We start from the raw sequence: 23,936 nt of genomic DNA on the forward strand, positions 1-23,936 counted from the left end.
CAATTGCCATGAATTCAGGCCCGCGTCTGATCGACATCGGTCGCCGCGAAATCCTCTCCTCCTTTAGACAAGAGCGGCGCCCAGAGGGCCTTGGCGCAAGCGCAGGAGAAACAGTCGGCGAGGTTGAGGCGCGCGGGATGGCGCCGGGGTCGCCGCATGCTTGCGCTGGGCCAACGCCCGGCAGCGCGTCGCCAACCGTCCCTAAGCAAACATTCGTTGGTCGCCCAACGAATGTTTGCTTAGGCTTCTTTGTTTTCGCAGGATTTTCACCCGAAAACCGGCGGCCACTTTTCGGAAATCCTGCTTAGAGCGTTTTCGAGCGAAGTGGATGCCGGTTCGCGTGAAGAAAATGTTTCAAAACAAGACTCTAGAGCTATTTCATGTTTCCATGAAACGTGAAAAAGCTCTAGCGTTACGCCCGCAATCCGCCGTTTCCTGCCCTCCCCAGGCGACCCCGCCGCATTCCCATGCTACGACTGGGCCCCCTGGCCTCCGTGTACGCGCCCATCGCCGAGGAACAATGCTCACCATCGACCCGCAAAAATCCGTCCTCCTCATCATTGATTTCCAGGCGCGGCTGATGCCGGCGATCCACGAGGGCGAGGCCGCGATCCGCAACGCCGGCAAACTGTTGGAGATCTCCAAACTTCTCGACGTCCCCCGCCTGTTCACCGAGCAATACCCCAAAGGTCTGGGCGCGACCGTGCCGGAGCTGCCGGTCGACGGGGATCGGGTCATTTCAAAAGTTTCGTTCGACGCCTGCCGCGCCGAAAGCATGCTGCAAAACATCCCCGCGGACGCCGAAGTCGTCGTCGCCGGCTGCGAGGCGCATGTCTGCGTCCTGCAAACCGTGCTCGGCCTCATCGCCGCCTCGCGAAAGGTTATTGTAGTCCGCGACGCCATCGGCTCGCGCAAGCCGGAGGACAAGGCGGCGGCGATCGCGCGCATGGAGCGCCGCGGCGCGGAGATCGTCACCACCGAAATGGTGGCGTTCGAATGGGTTCAGACCGCCGAGAACCCGCGCTTCCGCGCGGTGAGCGCCCTGATCAAATAGGTTTGATGCGGTAAAGCGCGAAGCGCCGCTCGACGCGCAGCGGCGCAACCAGCGCCGGCAGCGGATTTTCGCCGGGCGGGCCAATCACGTAGAGATAATCAAATTTTTGTGGCCACCCCGCGAACAGGCCGGACGTGCGCGCGGCGATCCGCGCGAGGTCATCAACCGTCACGCTGCCGGCGTCCTGAATGTTGAGGTTTTCGAACCCGGGCCGCGACATCAGCGGCTGCTTGCCTTTCAGCGCCATCACCGAGGAGACCAGCGCCTTGTTGTAAAAAGCCGCGAGCGTCGGCGCATGCACCATGGGCTCCAGCGTCTGGCCGCTGAACGGCGATTCCTCCTGCAAGCGCGCGACCAGAATTTTCGCCCCCCTGTCGATCTGACCAAAGGATTGGATCATCGCCGCGTAATCGGCGCGATAAGAGGTCCAGAGCCAGCCAACCCAACCCAGATTGGCGCAGATGAGAACCAAGGCGGCGAGGCTCGCCCGTCGCTCCCAGACGCGATCAGGAAAACGCAAGCTTATAAAACCGGGCAGGATCAAGGCGGCGGCGACGAGCACGCGCACATCGACGTAAGCCGTGTCGAACAGCATTTGCGGCGTGGCGACATAAAGCAGGGCAAAGCCCGCCGCGAGCCAAGCCCCCGCCTGTTCCGCAACGAGCCCATGCGTGCGCCGCTGCCGCAGCGCGACCAAGCCCAGGAAGGCGACAATCACCGTGGAGAGCGCGGTGTTGTAGCCATTGGCGGCGACGAGAAGCCAAAGCGGCTTGAAGCCAAAATCCCAGGAATTGCCGGCCTGCCCCACCGAGCCGCCCGAAAAAATCAGGATGGCGCCGGCGACCAGCGCGGGCGCCGCCAGCATCGCCAGCGCCCCCAAAAACTCTCCCACAGCGCGGCGTGCGTAAAAACGCCAAAGCTCGTACACGCCCAGCGTAAAACCATAGAGCCCAAGGGCGAAAAGGTGGGCGACAAACAGCGCGGCGACGAACAGGCAGTGCACAACAAAGCGCAGCGCCAAATGTTCGCGCCAAAAAATCCAGCAGGCGATCCCCCACAGGGCGAGCCCGAGGCCAAAGGAAAAATTCAAAAACCCCCAGGCGAAGGGAAAGGCAAAGGCGAACAGCAGGGCGACGAAGCCGGCATATTCAAACCGCCGCTTCACCGCGAGCTCAATGGCGACGGCGCCTGACAGAATAAGACCCTGGCAAGCCGCAACAAACAGCCGCGCCGCCGTCTCGACGTCCAAAAAACGCGCCAGCGGCGGGACGATCAGGTCCATGGCGAGGTTGGGATAAAAGCCCCAGGCGGAGGCGTAATAGGGTGAGGGGTCGCCCGCGCTTTCCGCGACAAGCAGATGCATGCGCGCCAAATGGTTCAAAAAATCCGACAGCGCCGGGATCGGCGTCGCCAGGGTCAGGGCGAGGACGGCGAGGGCCAGGAGAGCAAAAACGCGTTCGCGAGTCATGTGCGCGCTTCGTGACGTTGAGATACGTCATTTACGCCCAGCATCATGAAGGGACGGTTTCGGGGACTGGATCGAATTGCGCGTGACGCGGGTGCGGACATGAACGCTGTTTGCCGGGCGCAATTCGTTCCTGTCCCGTCGATCTCAATGCGCCGACGCGTGCTCCCCCGCCATGAACTGGGCCTTCGCCAGCGCCGCGAACCGGCCGCCCTGCGCCACCAGTTCGTCAAAACTCCCGGATTCGACGATCCGACCCTGTTCGAACACCAGGATACGATTGGCGCTGCGGATGGTGGCGAGGCGGTGGGCGATGACGAAAGTGGTGCGCCCCTGCGTCGCCGCCTCCAGCGCAGCCTGGAGCTGTTTTTCGGTCGCGGCGTCAAGCGCCGAGGTCGCCTCGTCGAACACCAGGATCGGCGGGTCCTTCAGCAGCGCGCGGGCGATGGAGACGCGCTGACGCTCGCCGCCCGACAGGGACCGTCCCCGCTCTCCAACCAAGGTCTTGATCCCGTCCACCTGCCGCAAAACAAAATCGCTCGCCTGCGCGCGGGCGAGCGCAAGCTCGATCTCCTCCTTGCTGGCGTCGATCTTGCCGACCTTCAAATTTTCCTCGATGGTGCGGGCGAACAGCATGGGCTCCTGGAACACCACGCCGATGTTGCGCCGCAAGGCCGAAAGTTTCATGTCGCGAATATCGATCCCGTCGATGCGAATGGCGCCGGAATTGGGGTCCATGGCGCGGTGCAGCAGGCTGAGCGTGGTCGATTTCCCCGAGCCCGTGGACCCCACCAGCGCCACGGTCTCGCCCGGCTTGACGACAAAAGACACGTCGCTGACCGCGATGCGCCGCTGGTCATAGGCGAAGGTGACGTGGTCAAACGTCACTTCGCCGCGCAGCCGCCCGGGGTCGATCGCGCCCGGCTTGTCGGCGATTGCCGGCGAAGTGTCCATGATATCGAAAAATTCGCGGATTTTGGGCGCCTGCATGAACAGGCTGTTGATGAAGCCGACCACGCCTTCGAGCCTGGCGATCAGCATGGTGGCGAAATTCATGAAGGTGACGATCTCGCCGATGCTGGCGAGTTTGTGCAGGTGCAGCCAGACGCCGACCAGGAAAATCGCCACCAGCGACAGGGTGGAGGCGGCGCGCGTCGCCACCGCGGCAAGAGCCCACCAGGACAGCACCGGCATTTGCGCGGACAGCACCAGACGGATGATGTCCTGAAGCCCACGCGACTCATTCTCGATGCGCGTGAACGACTGGATCACCGGCAAATTGCCGAGCACATCCGACGCCCGCTCGGCGAGCTGGGCGTTGTAAACCTCGACATTGGCCTGCAAACCGTGGGTGCGGCGAATGACGAAAGCGGTGAGCACGCCGAAAAAGGCCACGAGCACGACAAGGATGAGCCCGAGCCGCCAATTGAGGAACAAGGTGCCGGGCAAAAGCACGAACAGCGCGACCATCGAGGCGCAGTTCTCGCGAAAAAACGACAGCCAGATGAAGAACATGCCATTGGCCGCGTCGAGCATCACCTTCAACAGCCGCCCGGAATGGGTCGACGTATGAAAACTCAGCGGCAATTCCAAAATATGGTCGAAAAAATCGGCCATCACGCCGAGGCGCCGGCGATGCGCGAGGCGGTCGGAATGCAGCGCCACGGTGACGGCGGCAATGATGGAAAACAGCCCGAAACCGACCCAGGCGATGACAAGGGGTTGGAGAGTCAGCCAGGCGGCATTCTTGCCGAGCGTGTCGAGCCGGGTCATGGCGTCGATGATGCGCCCGAACAGCACGGGCTCGACGAACTGCGCGCCGACGAGCGCCAAATTGGCGATCACCAGCATGATCGCCAGATTTTTCTCCGGCGCGAGCTGGCGCAGGATGCGCCCGTAGGTCTTTAACATGGACATCGGGCCACCTTAAACGCAGGCGACGAAAAACTCACTCCTTCGAAAGCGCGGAACCGCCAAGCATCCCCAAAATGCCGCCGACGACGCCGGACGTGATCTTGCCGCCGCCGGACTCTCCGCCGCCGCCCGAAGGCAGGTGCCGGGCGATTTCCTCGGCGAGGTTCATGATCGGCATGCTCTGCAAGGCGACATGCCCCGGGCCGGTCAGGGTCGCGAGAAACAGCCCCTCGCCGCCGAACAGGATATTTCGAAAGCCTTTGACCATCTGGATATCAAAAGTGATGGTCGGGTCCATGATGCCGACATGACCGGCGTTGACCAGCAGGCGCTCACCGGCCGCGAGGTCGCGCTCGACCACCTCGCCCGAAAGATCGAGGAACACGGTCCCAGGACCCGTGACCTTTTGCAGAACAAAACCTTCGCCGCCGAACAGGCCGGCGCCAAAACGCTGCTGCCAGGCGATTTCGAGCTGCACGGATTTTTCCGCGACGAGAAACGTCTCTTTCCGGCAGATCAACGCCTGCCCGGCCTGCAAAACGATCGGCAAGATGGTGCCGGGAAAGCGCGGGGCGAAGGCGACGTGACCGTTTCCGCGCGACGTGAACGCGGTGATGAAGAACGATCCGCCACCCAGCGACCGCATGAAGCCGGACAGAAAACCGCCGCCGGTATGGGTGTCCATCTCGACGAGATCGTTCATCCAGCACATGCAGCTGGTCTGGCTGTAGATCGTTTCGCCGGGATCGAGGTCGATCTCGACGGTCTGCATCATCGTTCCCGAAATTTTGTAGCGCATGGCCCCTCCCCTCAAGCCTCCCCGACCGGTTCGGCATGGCCGACGACGCGCAGCAGATGCGGCATTTTTTCGCGCAAGGCGCGTTCGATCTCTTCCAACGCCTCATGGGTGGCGGTCACCGACAGGGCCGGGCAGACGTGAGCGTGAAAATTCACCACCAGCCCCTCGGCCGTGGCGCGAGCGCGCACGGCGTGCACGTCGGTCACGCCCGCCTTGCCCGCCGCCGCCTCCTTCAGCGCGGCGGTGATGGCTTGAAGCGTCGCGGGATCGGATTCATGACCGATCAGCTTGTGCGCCTGCAACGGCTCGATATGGCTCTCGACCTCGATATAGGGACCGATCTCGTCGCGAATGTCGTTCTCCAGCGCCGTCGCTATGGCGTGGGCCTCCGCCATGGGCAGCGATCCCTCCACTTCCAGATCGAAGGCGATGCAGTCGCGGTCGCCAAGATGGTGAACAAAAATATGGTGGACCGGCAGTTTTTTCCGCGCCGCGATCATCACGATGCGTTCGGCGAGGGTCTCGTCGTCGAGCGCGCGCGGGGAGGATGAAACGGTCGCCTCGGTTTCCGGCGACACTTCCGAAATCTTTGCCCGCACCGCCGCCTCGATCTCGGCGACGCGCTCCAGCGGCAGCGACCGCGCCACGGCGATGAACACCTCGCCGAGGATTTTCGGCCCGTTGGGCCGCAGCTTGATGTTTTCGACCGCCACCACGCCGGGAACCTGGACAATCTCCCCGCGCAACTGATCGGCGAGGCCATCCGGCGCGCGATCGAGCAGCGTGCCCAGCGTTTCGCCGCCGAGCCGGAACCCGGCGTAGCCGATGAACAGCGCCACACCCATGGCGGCGAGCGCGTCCCCCTGCACAAAACCATAATGATTGGCGATCAGGCCGATCAGCACCAGCACGGAGCCGATGAGATCGCTGGCGAAATGCATGGCGTCGGCGGCGAGCGCATGGCTGCCCGTCTTCTTGGCGACCGAGCTGAGGGTGAGATAGCGTCCGCTGTCCGCCACGATGGAGACGATCAGCACGCCGAACACCCACCAGGAGGACTCGACGGCCTCGCCGCCCTCGCGCAACCGCGCGGCGGCGGTGAACAGCACGTAGAGCGCGAGCCCCGCCAGCAAACCGGTTTCGAACAAGGCCGAAAGCGATTCATATTTGCCATGACCGTAATGGTGCTTGTCGTCGGCGGGCTTGTTGCCTTGGCGGACCGCGAAATAGGTGAGAATGGTTGCGCCGGTGTCGATGGCGTTGTGCGCGGCTTCGGACAGCAGCGCGAGCGAGCCGGAGGTCAGCCCGGCCGCCGCCTTGCCAAGCGTCAGAACGGCGCTGACGGCCACCGAGCTGAGCGCGACCCGCTCCTTGAGCGCGGCATTTTCGGTCACGTGACCTCCTGAATGACTGGCCCCTGAAGTAGCAGAAGCGCCGCTGCGGCGGCAAGGAGGGCGCGCTCAGGCGATGCAGCCAAACGCGCGATCGAATGTTACACGAAGGACAGACGAGATTGCGGAGCCACAACTCAGAATGGATTGATTCCGTGACCCGGCCTTGACAATCCAGGTCAAGGTCAAAACGCCGCCGCCACGAATAGGATATTCGCCATGCGTTACCTGCACACCATGATACGCGTCGCCGATCTCAACGCTGCGCTGGATTTCTTCGTCCAAAAGCTGGGCATGGTGGAAATCCGCCGCGTGAACAGCGAACAGGGGCGTTTCACGCTGGTCTTCCTCGCCGCCGACGAGGACATCGGCCGCGCCGCCGGCGCCAGTTCCCCGCTGGTGGAGCTGACGCACAACTGGGACCCGGAAACCTACACGGGCGGGCGCAATTTCGGCCATCTCGCCTATGAGGTGGAGAATATCTACGCCACTTGCGAAAAGCTGGACAACGCCGGCGTGACCATCAACCGTCCGCCGCGCGATGGCCGCATGGCCTTCATCCGGACGCCCGACGGCATTTCCATCGAATTGCTTCAGAGAGGCGAGGCGCTGCCGCCGCAGGAGCCGTGGGTGAGCGCCGCGAACGTGGGAAGCTGGTGATGGACGAACGCGAGGCGCGCGAAAAGCTCGTGAAGGCATGCCGGGCGATGAACGCCCGGGGGGTGAATCAGGGCGCGGCGGGGAACATTTCGCTGCGCTTCGGCTCGGGAATGTTGATCACGCCAAGTGGCGTCGACTACGACGAACTCACGCCGAAAATGATCCTGGTCCAGTCGCTCGATGCGGAAGAACCGGCGCGCGAGGGCAAGATCAAGGCGTCGAGCGAATGGCGTTTTCACCGCGACATTCTTCGCGCAAGGCCCGACGTGAACGCCGTCGTGCACACCCACGCGCCCTACGCGACCGTGATGGCCATGCTGCGCCGGCCGATCCCCGCCAGCCATTACATGATCGCCGCTTTCGGCGGCGACACCATCGCATGCACGGATTATGCGCCGTTCGGGACTCAGGAGCTCTCCGACCTCGCGGTGAAGGGGCTCGAAAATCGCCTCGGCGTGCTGCTGGGCAGCCACGGCATGATCGCAGTGGGGCCAGACCTTAACCGGGCCATGGGGCTCGCCGGCGAGTTGGAGACCCTTGCGAAACTGCACTATCTCGCCGGGCTGGCGGGTGGGCCGGCGCTGCTCGACAGCGATCATGTCGCGTGGCTGGTGCAAAAATTCGCCGGCTATGGCCCGGGCGCGAAAGGATAAAGGGTCACGGGAATGTGATTCGGGGCTGGAGGAGGCGCGGGTTATCCTAAGGTCGAAATCCAAAATGTTCGTGCCCAGCGTGCGACGCCCGACTGCGCTCCAGACGGGCCGCTTCTCTCAATCTGAACGGAGACATTCATGGACTCCAGTGAATTGTTCCGCTCCTGCGCCAACGAACATGTGGCCGCCGCCGCTCTGATGTCCATCGGCGGCGCGCTGGTTGCGCGGATCGACCGCGGCGCCCTCCCGGTTGGGGTGACGCGCGGCGCCTTCGTGGCGAGCCTCGTGGCGGAATATGACCGCAAGGCCTCGCCGGAACTGCGCAAGCAACTCGTTCGCGCCATGCGTCGCGCGCAGATGCCGCTCCTCGCGGGTTTGCGTCACGTCCTGCAAGTCGCGCTGCGGGGCGCCTTCGAACCCGCGCCGCGCCGGGCGCTTTATTGCCGTTGGCGTCCTCCGGTGTTGAACTGGGCGCCCGAATCCGCGTCCCTGGCGCGCGAGGATTTGCGCCGCGTGCTGCACTGACTGACGCGCCAGCCCAACATGACTTGAAAACACGGTCTGGCGCGCGCATATGGCCTCTTCTTGAGAGCGGGTCCGAGCCCCCGCGAGGGAGAGGCCTTTGCCCGATTTCCATTCACTGTTGACGCAATTTGGTCCCTGGGTCGTGTTTTTTTTGGTTGCCGTGGAAAGCGCCGGCATTCCGCTGCCGGGAGAAACCAGTCTCGTCACCGCTGCGGTGATCGTCGGCAGCAGCCAGCAGGGCTCGATCGCGGAAATTGTGGCGCTGGCGGCGGCCGGGGCCATCGTCGGCGACAACATCGGTTTTTGGGTCGGACGCGAATTCGGCCTGAGACTTCTCTTGGCTCACGGACCCAAGATCGGACTTGACGAGGACCGTCTCCGCCTCGGGCAATATCTCTTCCAGCGTTACGGCGGCGCCATCGTGTTTTTCGGCCGGTTCGTCGCGGTGCTGCGCGCCTTCGCCGCCGTGCTGGCCGGCGCCAACAAGATGTCCCCACTGCGCTTTTTCCTCTTCAACGCGGCCGGCGGGATCACCTGGGCCTCAATCTTCGGCTTGGGCGGCTATTTCCTCGGCGCCGAGTTCCACCGCATCGCCGGACCGTTCGGCCTGGCCGCGCTCGCGCTGGCGGTCACCGGCTTTTTCCTGTTCAGTCGTTATCTGCGCCAGCACGAGGCGAGGCTGATCGCTGAGGCCAAGGCCGCGCTTCCCGGGCCTTTGGGCCTCGCGACGCAAACAGCGGGACGTTGACGCGCCGTGCTGATCGAAACGCTCAAACCGCTGATCGCGCAGCACGCCTATGCCGCTGTCTTCTGCATCGTGGCGCTGGAGAGCGCCGGCATTCCGCTGCCCGGCGAAACCGCGCTCGTCCTCGCCGCCGTTTTCGCCGGCGCAACCGATCTGATCGACATCAGAATTGTCATCCTGCTGGCGGCGGCGGGCGCAATCCTGGGCGACAACCTCGGGTTCATGGCGGGGCGGCGCTATGGCCTGCCGCTGCTGCTGAATTATGGCCACAAGATTGGCCTGCACGACGACCGGATCAAACTGGGGCAGTATCTGTTCGCCCACCACGGCGCGAAAATCGTGTTTTTCGGCCGCTTCATCGCCCTGTTGCGCATTTTTGCGGCCTTCCTGGCAGGGGTGAACCGCTACGGCTGGGGCCAATTCCTGTTCTACAACGCGAGCGGCGGCATCGTCTGGGCGCTGGTTTTCGGCCTCGGCGGCTACGCCTTTGGCGAGGTTTTCGAGCATTTCGCCGGCCCAATCGGCCGGATCGCGCTGGGCCTCGCCATCGTCGGCCTTGGCGCGCTCTGGTGGGTGATCCATACGCAGGAAAAAAAGCTGACCGCGCGCGCGGTGGAGGCTTATCCCGGGCCGCTGCGCGGCGACGAATGGACTACAGAGCCGCCCGCAAATCCTTCGCCACCTGGTCCGGCGGCCGGTCGAGATTGACGCTGCGCAAAAATTTCCCTTCGCGATCCATCAGATAGATCACCGCGCTGTGGTCCATTGAATAATCGCCCGATGGCGTCGGGACTTTGCGCGCATAGACGCGATAGGCCGAGAGCATCGCGTCCACTTCCCCACGGTCGCCCGACAGGCCGATCACGCGCGGATCGAAATCACTGGCGTAGTCCGCCATGCGGTCGGGCGTGTCGCGTTCGGGATCAACAGTCACAAACAGAATTTTTATCCGAGCCGCCGGCCCAAGCTCCTTCAGGACTTGCGCGATTTTCGTCAGGGTGAGCGGGCAGACATCGGGACAATGGGTGTAGCCGAAGAACACAAGGAACGGGGTCCCGCGCAGGTCGGCCTCGGTGACGGTCTTGCCGCCACCGGTGTGCAACCGGAATGGGCCGCCAATGGCCGCCGCATTCGATGCCGACTGCCGGGCGAACATGGTCACGCCAATTGCGGAAAGTCCCAGCAGGACGAAAGCGCCGATCAGCAGCAGCGGCAGGATGCGGGATTTTTTGGAAGTCGGTTCGGAAGCCATCAGAAACAGGTCCAGGCGGCGTTAAGCGCGTTCACGAACACAAGCGGCCCGTAAAGCGCCCACAAGACCAGCGCCAGGAGAACGAGCCCGGCAGAAAGGGCGGCGACCGTCAGGCCGCCGCCCCAGACCAAAAATCTTGCTTGCGCCATGGGATAGAGATGGCGCTGTTCCGGTGGAAAGTCCAGTTCACTCGATGGCGACGGGATCGAGTGGGGCCTGCGCCCGTTGCGGCGCGGCGCTGGCCTTGACGTCCGGCGCGGGGATGCGGAACCACGCGAGGTAGAGGGCGGGCAGGAACAGCAAGGTCAAAACCGTTCCGACGATGATGCCGCCCATCATCGCATAGGCCATCGGCCCCCAAAAGATCTCGCGCGAGATCGGGATCAGCGCCAGGGTGGCCGCGGCCGCCGTGAGCATGATCGGGCGCATGCGGTGCTGGGTGGCCTCGCGCACCGCGTCCCAGGCGGGCTTCCCCTCCTTGAGCAGGGTCTCGATCTGGATAATCAGGATCACCGAATTGCGGATGAGGATGCCGATCAGGGCGAGCACGCCGAGGATGGCGACAAACCCCATGGGCTTGTGGCTGGCGAGCAAGGCCGCGGACACGCCGATCATCGCGAGAGGCGCCACCGCGAACACCAGGAACAGCCGGCTGAAACTCTGCAACTGGATCATCAGGATGGTCGCCATGATGAAGATCATCAACGGGAACACGGCGTTGATCGGACCCTGCGCCTTCCCGCTTTCCTCGACGGCGCCGCCGACCTTGACCTGATAGCCGGCGGGCAGCGCGTCCGCGAATTTCTTCACCTCCGGAGCGAGCTGCTGCACCACGGTCGCCGGCTGGACGTCGCCGAGAACGCTGATTTTCAACGTGACCGTGGGCAGGCGCGCGCGCCGCCAGATCGTGGGCTGCTCCAGCGCGAAGTCGATGCTGGCCACAGCGGCGAGCGGCACCGACGTGCCCCCTGATCCCGGCAATTGCAGGTTTTGCAGCGTGTCGACGGAGGCGCGCTCGCCGCCCTTGGCGCGGGCGACGACGTCGACCAGGTAGATGTCGTCGCGAATCTGGGTCACGACGGCGCCGTTGACGATGCTGTTGAGCGTGGAGGCGATGTCCTGCGAGGACACGCCGAGCGACCGCGCCTTGTCCTGGAGCACATTGACCTTGATCACGCGCGCCGGTTCGCCCCAATCGAAGGTGACGTCGCCGAGGCTGGGATTTTTCGCCACGATATTGGCGAGTTCGCGGGATTTTTCGCGCACCCCCTGAATGTCCGGTCCGCTCAGCCGATATTGCACCGGCCGTCCGACCGGCGGGCCGATGTCGAGCAGATGGATGAAGGCGTCGGTGCCCGGAAAGGTTTTTCGAAGCCAATCGCGGTACTTGCCGATCAGACGGTCGCGCGTCTCCACGTTTTTGGTGAGAATCACCGTCTGGCCGAAGGCGGCGTTGGCGGGCTGGACGTCGAAGGACAGAACGAAGCGCTTGGCGCCTTCACCGATATAGCTGGAATAAAGCAGGATATCCGGCTCGCCGTTCAGCATCTCCGCTTCAAAGCGCTTGATTTGCGCATCGGTCTCGGCGATCGAGGAATTCTGCGGCAGGTTCCAGTCGACGATCAGCTCGGGGCGGTCCGAAGACGGAAAAAACTGCTGTTGCACAAAGCCCATGCCGAACAAGGCCAGGGCGAAGACCGCCAGCGTCGTTCCGATGGTCAGCCAGCGCCGGCGCATGCAGAAGTCCAGGGCGCGATCAAAGCCGCGTGCGAAAAAACCCTTGCCGGTTTCGTGATGGCCTTTCATCGTCTTGGGCAGAATCGTGACGCCGAGCAGCGGCGTGAACAGCACCGCCACCAGCCAGGACACGATCAGCGCCACCGAAATGACCACGAACAGGGTGAAAGTGAATTCGCCGGCGGCGCTGTCGTTCAAGCCCACGGGAATGAATCCCGCGGCCGTGACCAGCGTGCCCGTCAGCATGGGAAAGGCCGTGCTGGTATAGACGTAGGTCGCGGCTTTTCGCAGGTTGTCGCCGAGTTCGAGCCGCGCCACCATCATTTCGACCGCGATCATGGCGTCGTCGACCAGCAGGCCAAGGGCGATGATCAGCGCGCCCAGCGAAATGCGCTGCAACGAAATATGCGTCTCACGCATGAAGAGAAAGGTGATCGCCAGCACCAGCGGAATGGCGATGGCGACGACCAGACCTGCGCGCCATCCCAAGCTGACGAAGGAAATGGCGAGCACGATCACCACAGCCTCAAACAAGCCGCGCGTAAACCCGGACACCGCCTCTTCCACCACGTTGGGCTGGTCGGAGACGCGAAACACATCGACGCCGATGGGCAGGTCCGCCTTGATCTTGTCGAGCTTCTGGTCGAGCGCCGCGCCGAATTCGAGCAGGTTGGCCCCCGCCTTCATGCCAATAGCGAGGCCGATGGCGGGCTGGCCATTGAAACGAAACAGATTTGTCGGCGGATCGACATAGCCGCGCCGGATGGTGGCGACGTCGGTCAGGCGGAAATAGCGGTCGTTGACGCGCAGGTTGATGGCGCGCAGGTCCTCCTCCGAGGTGAACTGACCGCTGACGCGGACAAAGATCTGCTCGGGCCCCGCCTGCACCGCTCCGGAAGGCGTGACCGCGTTCTGCGCGGCGAGCGTGGCCATGACTTGCTGGAAATCGACGCCCATGGCGGCGGTCTGCCGGGTCGAAAATTCGAGAAAAATCACCTCGTTCCGCGCGCCGATCAGATCGACGCGGCCGACGTTGGGGGTCGTCAGGATTTTCGCGCGCGCGTCCTCGACCTGGTCGCGCAGCTGCCGGTGGGTGAGGCCATCGGCGGTGAAGGCGAAAATATTGCCGTAGACGTCACCGAAACGATCATTGAAGAACGGTCCCTGCACCCCGCTTGGGAAATCCTTCTTGATGTCGGCGACCATGTTGCGCACGCGCACCCAGGTCGGCTCGACGTCTTTTGCCTTTGTCGTTTGCAGCAGGTTGACGAAAACGATGGTGTCGCCGGCGGTGGTGATCGAGCGTGTGTAGTCGAGCGTTTCAAGCTCTTCCATCTTGCGCTCGATGCGCTCGGTCACCTGATTGGCGACCTCCTCGGCTGTGGCGCCGGGCCATTTGGCCTGGATCACCATGGTCTTGATGGTGAAGTTGGGGTCTTCCTCGCGGCCCAGGCCCAGATAGGCGAAGGCCCCGGCGATCAGGAAAACGATCATGAAATACCAGATGAGCGAGCGCCGATCGAGCGCCCAGTCCGAAAGGTTGAAACGGCTCACGGCTGCACGCTCCCAAAAAGTCTCACTTGCTGGCCTTCCTTCAGCCGATGCACCCCGGCGACGACCACCCGTTCGCCGCCCTTGAGGCCGCCGCGGACCAGAAACCGGCCGTCACGCTCGGGCGCGACCTCAATGTCTTGCGCGGACACCTTCATGGTCTCGGGATCGACAATGAAGACCCTCGTTCTGTCCCCCTCCTGCAACAGCGCCGAGGCGGGCAGGCGAATCAGCGGGTTCCCGTCGGAGGCGACCCGCGCGGAAATGGTCGAACCGAGCCGGAAGGCGGGGGGCGGCGACTCCAGCGCGATCTTGAGGCGACGCGACCGCGTGGCGGCGTCGGATTCCGGCGCGATCTCGCGCAGTGTCCCCGCGGCCGAAACCGCCGGATCGATCTGCAGCGCGACCTTGAATTTGTCGCCGAGGGAGAAGGCGTCGATCACCGCTTCCGGCGCGTCGATCACCGCATCGCGGCGGGTGGGTTCGGCGACGGTGACAACCGCCTGTCCCGGCGCCACGGTCTGGCCGATTTCGGCGGATGTCGCCGTGACGATCCCGGAATATTCGGCCTTGAGGACTGTGTAAGTCAGTTGTTCCTTGGCCTTGACCAGAGACGCCTCGGCCTGCTGCATGGCCGCCTGCGCCGAGGCGCGGGCCTGTTCGGCGGTGTCGAAGGCGGCCTGCGAGGCGGTTTTCTTGGCGAGCAGGGCGCTTTGCCGCGCCTCGGTCGAGGCAGCGTTATCGAACTGGGCGCGGGCGCTCGCCAGCGTCGCGGCGGCGGCGCGCGCGGCGGCCTCATAGGCGGTGGGGTCCAGGGCCGCTATGATCTGGCCCGCCTCGACGCGATCGCCCGCTTTCACCGGACGTGAAATGATCCGGCCGAGGACGCGAAAGCTGAGCGCACTCTGGGTCTGCGGCTGGACCACGCCGGAAAAGGCCGTGTCGAACGCCGACGCCGGCGTCGCGATCATGGTCATGGCGGGGCGCGGCGGCTCGGCCTTTTGCGCCTCCGGCTTGGTGCAGGCGGCGAGCAGGCTCAAGCCGATCAGCGCGGCGGTCTGGAAAAAATTCATTTCAGCGCCTCCTCGTTCTGGATGCGCACGACCTGATCCTCTCGCAAGAACTTGCCGCCCTCGGTGACGACGAGTTCGCCGGGCTTGACCCCATCTTTCAACACCACATGCTCGCTTTCATAGACAGCGACGACGACGGGGCGCAGGGAGGTTCGTCCGCTGGCCGGATCGACGATCCACACGGCCGGCTTGCCGGCGACGCTGTTGAGCGCCGTCCACGGCAACACCACGACGTTCGCCATGGTCCAGCGCGCGCGTCCCGTGACGGCGGCGCCCAGAGGAAATTTTGTCTGGTCGGCGTCGATCTGGACTTTCGCCTGAATCGTGCCCGTCTTCGCGTCGATCACCGGAGAGACTTCGCGAATATGGCCGGGCGCGGTGACGTCCGGATCGGCGATCAGCGCGAGATCGACGCGATTGCTGTCCGGCGGGTGCGAAAAGGGGGTCTCGTAGAGCGCAAAGACGGCGTCGCGCGGGCCGTCCTCGGCAAAAGAGAAGGCCGCCTGGGCCGACTGCGCCACCTGCCCGACCTCGATGTGGCGGGCGGTAATGATTCCGGCATGGCCGGCGACCAGGTTCGTATAGGAGAGCGCGTCCTGGGCCGTTGCAACCTGCGCCTTGGCGGCGTCGAGCGACCCTTGCGCGCCCCGCAGGGTCTGGTCGGCGAGCTCATAGGCGGCTTGCGTCGTAAAACCGCTGGCGAGCAGGCTTTTTTGCCGATCGTAGGTGGCCTTCGCCTGACGCCAGCTCGCTTCGGCGCCGGCGAGCCCGGCCTTGGCGGAATTGAGATCGGCCTGCTGTTCCGAAGGATCGAGCCGGGCCAGCACGGCGTCGGCGTCGACATGCTGCCCGACGTCGCCCGTGCGTTCGATCACGCGGCCGGAGGTCCGGAATGAAAGCTCGGTCTGAACGCGCGCCCGCACGGCGCCGGACAGGACGAGATCGCGCTCACGCGTTTCGAGCTGAACTTTTTGCGCCACGACATTGAGCGGCGGATGGGTTTTGGACTTCGCGTCATCGCCGCAGCCCGAAAGCGCGATCATGAGCGCGAGCGCGCCGGCGGAGGCATAGGGTCCGGGGCGCAAAGGAGTGATACGCGGGCCAAGGGTCATCAGCACCCCGTGAAAAAGAGCTGGAGATTTTCGTCGCTGAATGCAATATTATTGACTGACCGGAAAGTCAATAATTTGTGAGGGGCGTCGCGTGTTCAAATGTGAGGGGTTCCGCCGCAGACGAAAGGCGGAGCGTCCCGGAGAGATTCTGGACGCCGCGTTCGAGGCCTTCGCGGAACGCGGCTATGCGGCGACCCGTCTGGAGGATGTGGCGGCGCGCGCTGGCGTGACCAAGGGGACGATCTACGTCTATTTCCCCACCAAGGAAAAACTGTTCGAGGACATGGTGCGCAGCCATTCGGCCGGCCTGCTTTCGGACGCCGACACGCTTGTCGCGGGGATCGAGGGCGCGAGCGGCGAAAAATTACGCTCGCTGCTGCATTTTCTCTACGGCCGTTGCGTCGAGGACCGGCGCGGACGGGAGATCTTGCGCTTCATGATTGCGGAGGGCAAAAATTTTCCGCAGCTGGTCGCTGAACATTATCGCGATTTCGTCGTACCCCTGCTCAGCATGGTCTCGGCCCTGCTGGAACAAGGGGTGGCGACCGGGCAGTTTCGCGCCGATCTCTGCCGCGAAACCGTGAGGATCGTGATCGCGCCGACGCTTTTCCTGGGCGTGCTCAGGCTGATTTTTGGAGATGCGCCGCCGGTTGACGAAGAAGCCTATGTCGACGCCCACATCGACCTGACGCTCAACGGACTCTTGGCGAACCCGCTTGGAGCATAGCGAAGCGGATGCAGGTTGGCGTCAAAAAGACGCGTAAAAAATGTGGATGAGAGCCCGCGGCCGTGGCTGTCCACGACGGGAGCCGCCCGAGGCGCAGTTCGGTCACTATTTCGTGGGCGCAATTTCAAGCAGCTTGTAAGTCTTGCCCTCGATGGCGAAGTCGACCTTGTCGCCAACCTTCAGACCCCTGAGGATACTGGCTGGCTTGGCCTCGAATTGCATTTCCATGGCGTCCATCAGGCCGGGGATGTCCTCGTGCGCGATGGTGACGAAACCGGCGCCGACGTTCAGACCGGTGATCTTGCCCTTGCCGTGAAAGATCTTTTGCGCCGCAGCCTGGGCGACGACGATGCGGTCCCGTGCGCTGGACGGGACAACCAAGGCCACCGCGGACAATGCGGATGCGGCAAGGAGAAGCACGCATTTTTTCATGTTGGGAACGCCTGTTGAGGAATCACCGGAGTGGTTATCTGCTTGCGGAAGCGCAAAGAGCGCAACCGAAAATATTTGAAGATTGCGACTTCGATCACGCCTCGGGAGCGCCATGATCAGGAACCTGCGCCTGTGCGGCCTTCGCTTTCGCGCAGGCGAGAGTTTTAGGATCGAAGTCTTTCTTCTCGCCAAGGCCGACGAACAAAGCTGGCGCGCACGCATCCTCCCTGCCAGCGCGATTGAAGTCGACGACCGGCTCCGTTCCGGCGAATCCTCCGAAAGCATGGCCTGCCTGCTTGGCTTTCTCGACGCCGACATTGTCGAAAAGACCGGCGACGAGGCTTTGCTGGCCTTTCATTTCACCGGCGCCGCGCTCGACGAGGCTCTGGAAAGGCTTTGCCAGCATTGAAAGGCGCGGCGGCGCGTCCATTCTCCGCCAAGCGGCGGAACGCGGAAAAGGAATGTTGTTCTCGATGGAGATGTGTTCCATCAAGTCGCCGGCGCCACAAGGAGAGCTTCGCCAAGGTGATGATGACCGGACACACGCGTAACGGCTCCGGCGACCTGCTCGCCGCGCCCGCCATGACCGCAGCGGGCGGCGCATTTCCGTCGATTTCACCATCATGATGGTGCGCGACGTAACGACGAACCTCGAGGAGACGCGCGCCCTGCGCAAGCGGATCGCTGAACTGCAAGCCGGCGCGCATGGCTAAGCCGGCGTTTTTCGAGCGCGCGGCGGGACTCGCGCATCTGCTGCGGGGAAGCGCGAGGCCGGGCCGCCCCATCGTCGCGGTCACGGCCTCGGCGGAGGCCCTGGCGACGGCGGCTTGCGCGGCTTTCGCCTTGAACGCGCCCATTTTCCCGCTCGACCCCCATCTACCCGAGCCCATCGCGAAAAACCTGCTCGATCAGATCGGCGACTGTCTTGTCATCGGCGAGGGGCGCAGCGTATCCACCGAAGCGATCTTGGCGGCGGAGCCCGCCGCCGCGCCAAAATTTTCACCGCCACGCGGCCCTGCCCTTCTGATCGCCACCAGCGGCTCGTCGGGCAGGCCCAAAGCCGTCGTGCTCACGGGCGCGGCGCTCGCCGCATCGGCGGCGGCTTCGGCGAAAATCACGTCGCTGCGCGCGGGCGATCGCTGGCTGGCCTGCCTGCCGCTGTTTCACATTGGCGGCTTTTCCATTCTCATCCGCTGCGCCCTCGCCGGCGCGGAGGCCATGCTGCATCGGGGTTTCGACGCCGAGCGGGTTCATGGCGCGCTGGTCGAGGGGCGCATCACCCATGTGTCGCTCACGCCGACCATGCTTGCGCAATTGCTGGCGCTGCAAAAACCTGCGCCGACCGGGCTGCGCCACGCTCTCGTCGGCGGCGCGGCCTTGCCCACAGAACTGGCGCATCGCGCCGCCGAAGCGGGCTGGCCGATCCAGCCGACCTACGGGATGAGCGAGACCTGCGCGCAGATCGCCACATTGCCGCGCCTGCCGCCCGACTGGCGCACGGGAAAGGTCGGCCGCCCCCTTGAAGGCGCCGAAATCGCCCTCACCGACGACGGCCGGCTGAAGGTGCGCGGCCCCATGCTCATGCACGGCTACGCAAACCCGGAATTTTCGCCCGGCGACGGGCTTTCCGACGGCTGGTTCGTCACCAACGATCTCGCCGAGATTTCGCCCGAAGGGGACCTGACGATCCTGGGCCGCGCCGACGAAACCATCGTCAGCGGCGGGAAGAAAATTCATCCCGCAGCGGTGGAATTTCTGCTGGCGCAATGTCCTGGAGTCCAGACGGTCGTGGTCGCCGGGCGGCCCGATCCCGTCTGGGGGGAAATTGTCACGGCGGTGTTTTCCGGCCCGGCATCGACCGAAGATCTGCTGAACTGGTGCCGCGAGCATGTCGCCAGCCCTTTTCGGCCCCGCGCGGCTGTGCGGCTGGATGCCTCGCCCTTGCTCGCCAACGGCAAGCCCGACCGCTTAAAACTGCGCGAACTCGCCCGAAGGCGCCAGCCCGAGGCCGGGCTCATCGGCTAGCTCGAGCGCGCCGTCGCGCACGGAGAGCGGCGTTGCGACGTCGCACGCGAGCCACGTACTGGTCGCCAGACCATGGACCTGCTCGGGAGCGACGAGGGCGGCGAGGTGCGCGGCGGCGGCGACGCCGACCGCTGAGTCGACCACGGAAGTGATCACCACCTCCAAACCAGCAGCGGCGGCGTTTCCCGCCAAGCGCATCGTCTCGCGAAAACCGCCGATGCGCGCGGGTTTCATCACCAGCCGGCGCACGGCGCGCGCGGCGAACAAATTTTTCGGCCCGAGTTCGAACAGCGATTCGTCCACGGCAAGCGCAAAGGGATAGCGATCCTGCAACCGCCGCAGCTTTTCGAGCGTGGGGTGCGAAACCGGCTCTTCGACGCCGTCGATGGGCAAGTCCGCGACCGCATCCAAAAAAATTGCGGCGTCCGCCTCGCTCCAGGCGCGGTTGGCGTCGAGGCGAAACCGGCCCGCGCCGGAGGCCAGCGCGCGCAGCCGCCGGGCCTCGTCGCGCCAGTCGCCAACGCCTACCTTGACCTTCAGCACAGAAAATCCATCAACCAGGGCCGCCGCGACGCGCTCATCGCAGCCGTCGTCAAGCGCGCCCACGGCTGCGTTCACAGCGACGCGCGGCACAGGCTTCGCGCCCAGCGCTTCATGAAGCGGCTGCCCGCGCTGGCGCGCCGACAATTCGAGCAAGGCGGTTTCCACCGCCCAGCGCGCCTGCGCGTTCTCGATCCCCGAAATCCCATCAAGGGCGACGTCGAGCGTCATGCCGCGCAAGGCGCCCGCCGCCTGCTCCAAAACCGCAAAGGCCCACGCGCAGCCTGGCTCGTCCGAACTCGGCAGCGGCGCGCAATCGCCCCAGCCAGCCAAACCTTCGGAGAACACGCCGATCAGCATCCCCCGGCGCTCCACCAGAGTCGCGCTGGCGGCGCGCCAAGCCTGCTTCAGCGGCAGCGCATAGGGACGAAGGACGACCCTTTCGAGCGTCACGGACGCCGCGTGTACTTGGAAAAATCGGGCGGTCGCTTTTCGACAAAAGCGTTGCGGCCCTCCTGCCCCTCCTGCGTCATGTAGAACAGGGCGGTGGCGTTGCCCGCCAGTTCCTGCACGCCGGCGAGCCCGTCGCTGTCGGCATTGAACCCGGCCTTCAGCACGCGCAGAGCGGTCGGCGAGTGGCGCAGCATCTCGCGGCACCATTGCATGGTCTCTTCCTCGAGCCGCTCCAGCGGCACGACGGTGTTGACGAGGCCCATCTCCAGCGCCTCCTTAGCGTCGTACTGGCGGCACAAGAACCAGATTTCCTTCGCCTTTTTCAGCCCGACGGCGCGCGACATCAGCCCGGCGCCGAACCCGGCGTCAAAACTACCGACTTTCGGGCCGGTCTGGCCGAAGCGAGCGTTTTCGGCGGCGATGGTCAGATCGCAGACGAGATGCAGCACATGGCCGCCGCCGATAGCCCAACCGGCCACCATGGCCACCACCGGCTTGGGCAGCGTGCGGATCATGCGTTGCAGGTCGAGCGCGTTCAAATGGTTGACGCCGTGGGAGTCACGATACCCGCCATCCTCGCCGCGAATTTTCTGGTCGCCGCCGGAACAAAACGCTTTTTCGCCCGCGCCGGTGAGGATGATCACGCCGACCTCCGGGTCGAGCCGCGCCAGATGCAGCGCCGTCATCATCTCGTCGAGGGTTTCCGGACGAAACGCGTTGTGCCGCTCCGGGCGGTTGATGGTGATGCGCCCGACGCCCTCGGCCTTGTCGTAAAGAATGTCCACAAAACGCTGATCGGAAGCAGGGCGCCAGTCGATGGGCGAAGAAGTCACGAACAAAACTCCGGTTGGCAGGACGCGAAGAACGAGCGGCAGCGCGCGAGGCTGAAGGCGCGGTCGATGGCGACGTGGACGACCAGGCCGCCGACAGAAAAATTTTCCAGGACCGCCGCCACCGCCGCATTGGTGGTTTCCGCCCTGATGTAGCGCAGACCGAACCCGGCGGCCAGCGCCGCCGGCTTGTAAGCCTGCGGCGCGATCCACGCCTGCTCGAATTCCGGCAGCGAGGCCTGGGGAAGATGATCGAAAATGCCGCCCCCGCCATTGTCGAGCAGCAGGACGGTCAGGCGCCGGCCGCGCATCAGCGACAACGCGTTGACGTCGTGCAGGAAGGCGAGGTCCCCCACCACGGCGACGGCGGGCCCGAGCGCGCTGGCGATGCCGAGCGCGGTCGAAACATTGCCATCAATGCCCGAAAGCCCCCGGTTGCCGAAAATTTTCAGGGCATGGGCGCCGCGTCCCGAAAACCATTCGGCCGAGCGGATGGTCAGCGAGTTCGCCAAAAACACCGGCGCGCCCTCCGGCAGCAATTGCAGCAGCAGGCGCAAAACCCCGCCTTCGAAGGCGACGGCGTCGGAACAGGCGGCGTCGGCGGCGTTGGCGGCCATTCCATCGGCTTCGGCGAGGGACACCCCCCATTCGGGGGGCGACGGGGCGCCGCGCAGGCTGGCGCAGACCAGCGCCGCATCCGCCTGGACAAAATGTGTCGCGGCGCGGTCGGGATCGGCGAAGCGCCCGTGCTCGGCGATCACGATCTGCGGGACGCCGCGCCGCTTGGACAACCATTCGGCGGTGGCGCGGCAGACGGGGGTTCCGCCGAAGCGCAGCGCCCAGTCGAAGGGCGGGGCGCGGCGCGCCACGGCCTCGGGATGGGCGAGGACGGCGCCGTCTTGCGCGCCAAAAAACCGCAGGCCCGAAAGCAGGTCGGCGAAAACAGGCGCGTCGAGCCGGCGCGAAATGTCCAAAATCGCGGCGCGCGCGTCCACACCCAGCGCGTCAGGGCCGCAGACGATCACGCCCTTGCCGACCAGAAGCGCGTCGAGACGCGCGATCGCCGCCGGATCGGGCGCAAGTCGGCCGGCGCAGACAAGCGGGCCGGCGGCGCCCGAAAACGGCGTCTCGCCCGACGGGGTCAGCGGCTCGCGCAGCGGGACGTTGACATGGACGGGACCGGGCAAGGGAAAGCGGCTGGCCGCAAAAATCTGCGCGGCGAAGGCGGGCAGCCAGCCGGTTTGCGTCTCCGGCGGCGGCAATGGCCTGAAGGCGCGGACATGGACGCCGAACAGGGCGCTCTGGTCCATGGTCTGGTTGGCGCCGCAATTTTGCAGCTCCGGGGGCCGGTCGGCCGACAGCAGGATCAGCGGGACGCGCCCCATATCGGCTTCGACCACGGCGGGCGCCCAATTGGCGATGGCGGAGCCGGAGGTGGCGATCAGCGCCACCGGAGAATTTTCGGCCTTGGCCAAGCCGAGCGCGAAAAATCCGGCGGAGCGCTCGTCCACCACCAGTTCGACGGTGAGATCGGGATGGCGCAAGGCGGCGAGCGTCAGCGGCGTCGAGCGCGACCCCGGCGACGCCACCACGCGCCGGAGACCAGCGCGCGCCAAACCGTCGAGCAAGGCCTGCGCCCACGCGAATCCCAGCCGGGCCGGCTCGCTCATGGGGCGCCGTCGCCCAAAATGTCCAAGAAGGTGGTGAGCTTGAGTTCGGTCTCGGCCCATTCGGCGTCGGGATCGGATTCCGCCATAATGCCGGCCCCGGCCCAAAGGCGAGCTTCGCGGCCCTCGATTTCGGCGCAGCGCAGGATGACGGCCGCTTCGCCGTCGCCCTCGGCGTCGATCCAGCCGGCGAGGCCGGTATAAAACCCGTCCCGGCGCTCCTCGGTGTCGCGCAGAAAGGCGCGCGCGGGCGCCTTGGGCCAGCCGAGCACGGCGGGGGTGGGATGCAGCGCCGCCACGGCGTCGAGCAGATCGAATCCTTCGCGCAAGCGCCCGGTCACCGGCGTCCACAGATGCTGCAACCGGCGCAGGCGCATCAGGTCGGGCTCTGGCGCGTGAAACACCTCGTCGCAGAGGTCGCGCAGGGCGCCGGCGATCGACTGAACGACGACAGCATGTTCGCGGCGCTCCTTGGCCGAGGCGCGCAGGCCCTCCGCGGCCCGGTCGTCTTCGGCCCGCCCCGGAAAACGCGGCGCGGTGCCCGCGAGCGCATGGCTGACCAGGGCGTCGCCGCGCTTGACCGCCAGCAGTTCCGGCGTGGCGGCGAGCACGCTGCCCCGGTGGCTCGGCAGTTTCAAGACCCGGCCCTCGGCGCAGTTTTGCGCCATGCGCCGCGCCAGCGCGTCGGTGTCGACGGGCGCGCGCAGGGCGACGACGCGCTTGCGCGCCAACACGACCTTGTCGAATTTTTTCGCCCGAATCGCCTGGGTCGCGGCGCGGACGCGGGCGCGCCATTCGTCGCGGCCCGGCAAATCCTCCTCGCGCTCCACCCGGCCGTGCGCGTCCTTGCCGGCCGGCGCCGTGAGCAGGTGAAAACGCTCGGCCCATTGGCGGGCAAGCGCGGTCACCGGCCGGGAATCATGAAAACCGGTGAGGATCAGCGAACAGCGGCTCGCATCACGACGCAACACCAGTTCGGGAAGGCTGAGGCGCGCCGCGCCGCCGATGGGGGCGGGCGGCGCGGTGAAGAAGGCCAGCGGGCGGGCGCCGGCGCCGAGGCGTGTCCAGCGGCGGCTGGCGGCGCGCCAGCGCTCGACGCTCATGTCGCCGAACCCCGTGACGGCGCCGGCGCCCAGAATCTCGTCGCCGGGCGCGATCCACAAGCGGTCGGCGCGGCCATTGCGGGCGAGATCGAACAGAGGTTCGGGCAGGTCCAGGGCCAGACTCAGCAGGCTGCCCCCCGGCGCCGCCGCCATCTTCTCCAACCAACCGCCCACGGCCGCATCCAGCCAATCGCCGGGCGCAGCGGTTTCAGGTTTCGAACGAAGGGC

General features: G+C 65.2%; 23 protein-coding genes. 8 read left to right on the plus strand and 15 right to left on the minus strand.

The window, feature by feature from the left end:
* The first annotated feature begins 520 nt into the window (after positions 1-520).
* Positions 521-1,054: an isochorismatase family protein gene (locus GJ654_RS06590; protein ID WP_155445350.1), complete on the plus strand. Its 534-nt coding sequence runs from the start codon at positions 521-523 to the stop codon at positions 1,052-1,054.
* On the opposite strand, the gene GJ654_RS06595 is transcribed toward GJ654_RS06590, so the two are convergent.
* From GJ654_RS06595 to GJ654_RS06610, 4 genes are all read right to left on the minus strand, one after another.
* On the minus strand, positions 1,047-2,522 hold the full coding sequence (locus GJ654_RS06595) for a hypothetical protein (RefSeq protein ID WP_155445351.1): 1,476 nt from the start codon (positions 2,520-2,522) through the stop codon (positions 1,047-1,049). The genes GJ654_RS06590 and GJ654_RS06595 overlap by 8 nt on opposite strands.
* A gap of 144 nt (positions 2,523-2,666) precedes the next feature.
* Complete coding sequence (locus GJ654_RS06600) at positions 2,667-4,436, minus strand: glucan ABC transporter ATP-binding protein/ permease (RefSeq protein WP_155445352.1); 1,770 nt, start codon at positions 4,434-4,436, stop codon at positions 2,667-2,669.
* A 31-nt stretch (positions 4,437-4,467) separates the two neighbouring features.
* Entirely contained in the window at positions 4,468-5,232 is a 765-nt protein-coding gene (locus tag GJ654_RS06605; protein ID WP_155445353.1) for a TIGR00266 family protein, read from the minus strand.
* An 11-nt stretch (positions 5,233-5,243) separates the two neighbouring features.
* Positions 5,244-6,626: a cation-efflux pump gene (locus GJ654_RS06610; protein WP_264586158.1), complete on the minus strand. Its 1,383-nt coding sequence runs from the start codon at positions 6,624-6,626 to the stop codon at positions 5,244-5,246.
* A gap of 216 nt (positions 6,627-6,842) precedes the next feature.
* Between GJ654_RS06610 and GJ654_RS06615 the strand changes: the two genes are divergently transcribed.
* The 5 genes from GJ654_RS06615 (at position 6,843) to GJ654_RS06635 (ending at position 9,914) form a co-directional block, all read left to right on the plus strand.
* Positions 6,843-7,283 (plus strand): VOC family protein, encoded by a 441-nt coding sequence (locus GJ654_RS06615; protein ID WP_155445354.1) that lies wholly within the window; start codon positions 6,843-6,845, stop codon positions 7,281-7,283.
* Positions 7,283-7,936, plus strand: coding sequence for a class II aldolase/adducin family protein (locus GJ654_RS06620; protein WP_155445355.1), 654 nt, complete (start codon positions 7,283-7,285; stop codon positions 7,934-7,936). Before GJ654_RS06615 ends, GJ654_RS06620 begins: the two co-directional genes overlap by 1 nt.
* Before the next feature lie 138 nt (positions 7,937-8,074).
* Positions 8,075-8,461, plus strand: coding sequence for a hypothetical protein (locus GJ654_RS06625; RefSeq protein ID WP_155445356.1), 387 nt, complete (start codon positions 8,075-8,077; stop codon positions 8,459-8,461).
* 97 nt (positions 8,462-8,558) lie between these two features.
* A complete protein-coding gene (locus GJ654_RS06630) occupies positions 8,559-9,209 on the plus strand; it encodes a DedA family protein (RefSeq protein ID WP_155445357.1) in 651 nt (216 codons plus the stop codon).
* A 6-nt stretch (positions 9,210-9,215) separates the two neighbouring features.
* Positions 9,216-9,914 carry a DedA family protein gene (locus GJ654_RS06635; RefSeq protein WP_264586159.1) on the plus strand — a complete coding sequence of 233 codons (699 nt, stop codon included), beginning with the start codon at positions 9,216-9,218 and terminating at the stop codon, positions 9,912-9,914.
* Here the strand turns inward: GJ654_RS06635 and GJ654_RS06640 are convergent.
* From GJ654_RS06640 to GJ654_RS06660, 5 genes are read right to left on the minus strand one after another with little or no spacing between them, the layout of a single operon-like run.
* Positions 9,859-10,458, minus strand: a complete 600-nt coding sequence (locus GJ654_RS06640) for an SCO family protein (protein ID WP_155445358.1) — start codon at positions 10,456-10,458, stop codon at positions 9,859-9,861. The genes GJ654_RS06635 and GJ654_RS06640 overlap by 56 nt on opposite strands.
* On the minus strand, positions 10,458-10,607 hold the full coding sequence (locus tag GJ654_RS06645) for a hypothetical protein (protein WP_155445359.1): 150 nt from the start codon (positions 10,605-10,607) through the stop codon (positions 10,458-10,460). Before GJ654_RS06645 ends, GJ654_RS06640 begins: the two co-directional genes overlap by 1 nt.
* Positions 10,608-10,644: 37 nt before the next feature.
* Complete coding sequence (locus GJ654_RS06650) at positions 10,645-13,749, minus strand: efflux RND transporter permease subunit (protein WP_264586160.1); 3,105 nt, start codon at positions 13,747-13,749, stop codon at positions 10,645-10,647.
* Entirely contained in the window at positions 13,746-14,819 is a 1,074-nt protein-coding gene (locus tag GJ654_RS06655) for an efflux RND transporter periplasmic adaptor subunit (RefSeq protein WP_155445360.1), read from the minus strand. Before GJ654_RS06655 ends, GJ654_RS06650 begins: the two co-directional genes overlap by 4 nt.
* Positions 14,816-15,931, minus strand: a complete 1,116-nt coding sequence (locus tag GJ654_RS06660) for an efflux RND transporter periplasmic adaptor subunit (RefSeq protein ID WP_155445361.1) — start codon at positions 15,929-15,931, stop codon at positions 14,816-14,818. The genes GJ654_RS06655 and GJ654_RS06660 overlap by 4 nt, the downstream gene beginning before the upstream one ends.
* A 91-nt stretch (positions 15,932-16,022) precedes the next feature.
* On the opposite strand from GJ654_RS06660, the gene GJ654_RS21415 reads away from it, so the two are divergent.
* On the plus strand, positions 16,023-16,658 hold the full coding sequence (locus tag GJ654_RS21415; protein WP_264586161.1) for a TetR/AcrR family transcriptional regulator: 636 nt from the start codon (positions 16,023-16,025) through the stop codon (positions 16,656-16,658).
* A gap of 105 nt (positions 16,659-16,763) precedes the next feature.
* On the opposite strand, the gene GJ654_RS20750 is transcribed toward GJ654_RS21415, so the two are convergent.
* Entirely contained in the window at positions 16,764-17,090 is a 327-nt protein-coding gene (locus GJ654_RS20750; RefSeq protein WP_196305455.1) for a copper-binding protein, read from the minus strand.
* 94 nt (positions 17,091-17,184) lie between these two features.
* Entirely contained in the window at positions 17,185-17,520 is a 336-nt protein-coding gene (locus GJ654_RS20755) for a hypothetical protein (RefSeq protein ID WP_196305456.1), read from the minus strand.
* A gap of 275 nt (positions 17,521-17,795) precedes the next feature.
* On the opposite strand from GJ654_RS20755, the gene GJ654_RS06675 reads away from it, so the two are divergent.
* On the plus strand, positions 17,796-19,115 hold the full coding sequence (locus GJ654_RS06675) for a class I adenylate-forming enzyme family protein (protein WP_155445364.1): 1,320 nt from the start codon (positions 17,796-17,798) through the stop codon (positions 19,113-19,115).
* Here GJ654_RS06675 and GJ654_RS06680 read toward each other — a convergent pair.
* Genes GJ654_RS06680 through GJ654_RS06695 form a run of 4 tightly spaced genes read right to left on the minus strand, consistent with a single transcriptional unit; the run spans position 19,059 to position 23,882 of the window.
* Positions 19,059-20,108 (minus strand): mandelate racemase/muconate lactonizing enzyme family protein, encoded by a 1,050-nt coding sequence (locus GJ654_RS06680; RefSeq protein WP_155445365.1) that lies wholly within the window; start codon positions 20,106-20,108, stop codon positions 19,059-19,061. The two genes, GJ654_RS06675 and GJ654_RS06680, sit on opposite strands and share 57 nt — an antisense overlap.
* Positions 20,105-20,941 carry a 1,4-dihydroxy-2-naphthoyl-CoA synthase gene (menB, locus tag GJ654_RS06685; protein ID WP_425540375.1) on the minus strand — a complete coding sequence of 279 codons (837 nt, stop codon included), beginning with the start codon at positions 20,939-20,941 and terminating at the stop codon, positions 20,105-20,107. The genes GJ654_RS06680 and menB overlap by 4 nt, the downstream gene beginning before the upstream one ends.
* Positions 20,938-22,608, minus strand: a complete 1,671-nt coding sequence (gene menD / locus GJ654_RS06690; protein ID WP_196305457.1) for a 2-succinyl-5-enolpyruvyl-6-hydroxy-3-cyclohexene-1-carboxylic-acid synthase — start codon at positions 22,606-22,608, stop codon at positions 20,938-20,940. Before menD ends, menB begins: the two co-directional genes overlap by 4 nt.
* Positions 22,605-23,882 (minus strand): isochorismate synthase, encoded by a 1,278-nt coding sequence (locus tag GJ654_RS06695; protein ID WP_155445368.1) that lies wholly within the window; start codon positions 23,880-23,882, stop codon positions 22,605-22,607. The genes menD and GJ654_RS06695 overlap by 4 nt, the downstream gene beginning before the upstream one ends.
* Positions 23,883-23,936 lie beyond the last annotated feature (54 nt).

Source organism: Rhodoblastus acidophilus (assembly GCF_009720655.1).
GTDB lineage: Bacteria > Pseudomonadota > Alphaproteobacteria > Rhizobiales > Beijerinckiaceae > Rhodoblastus > Rhodoblastus acidophilus_A.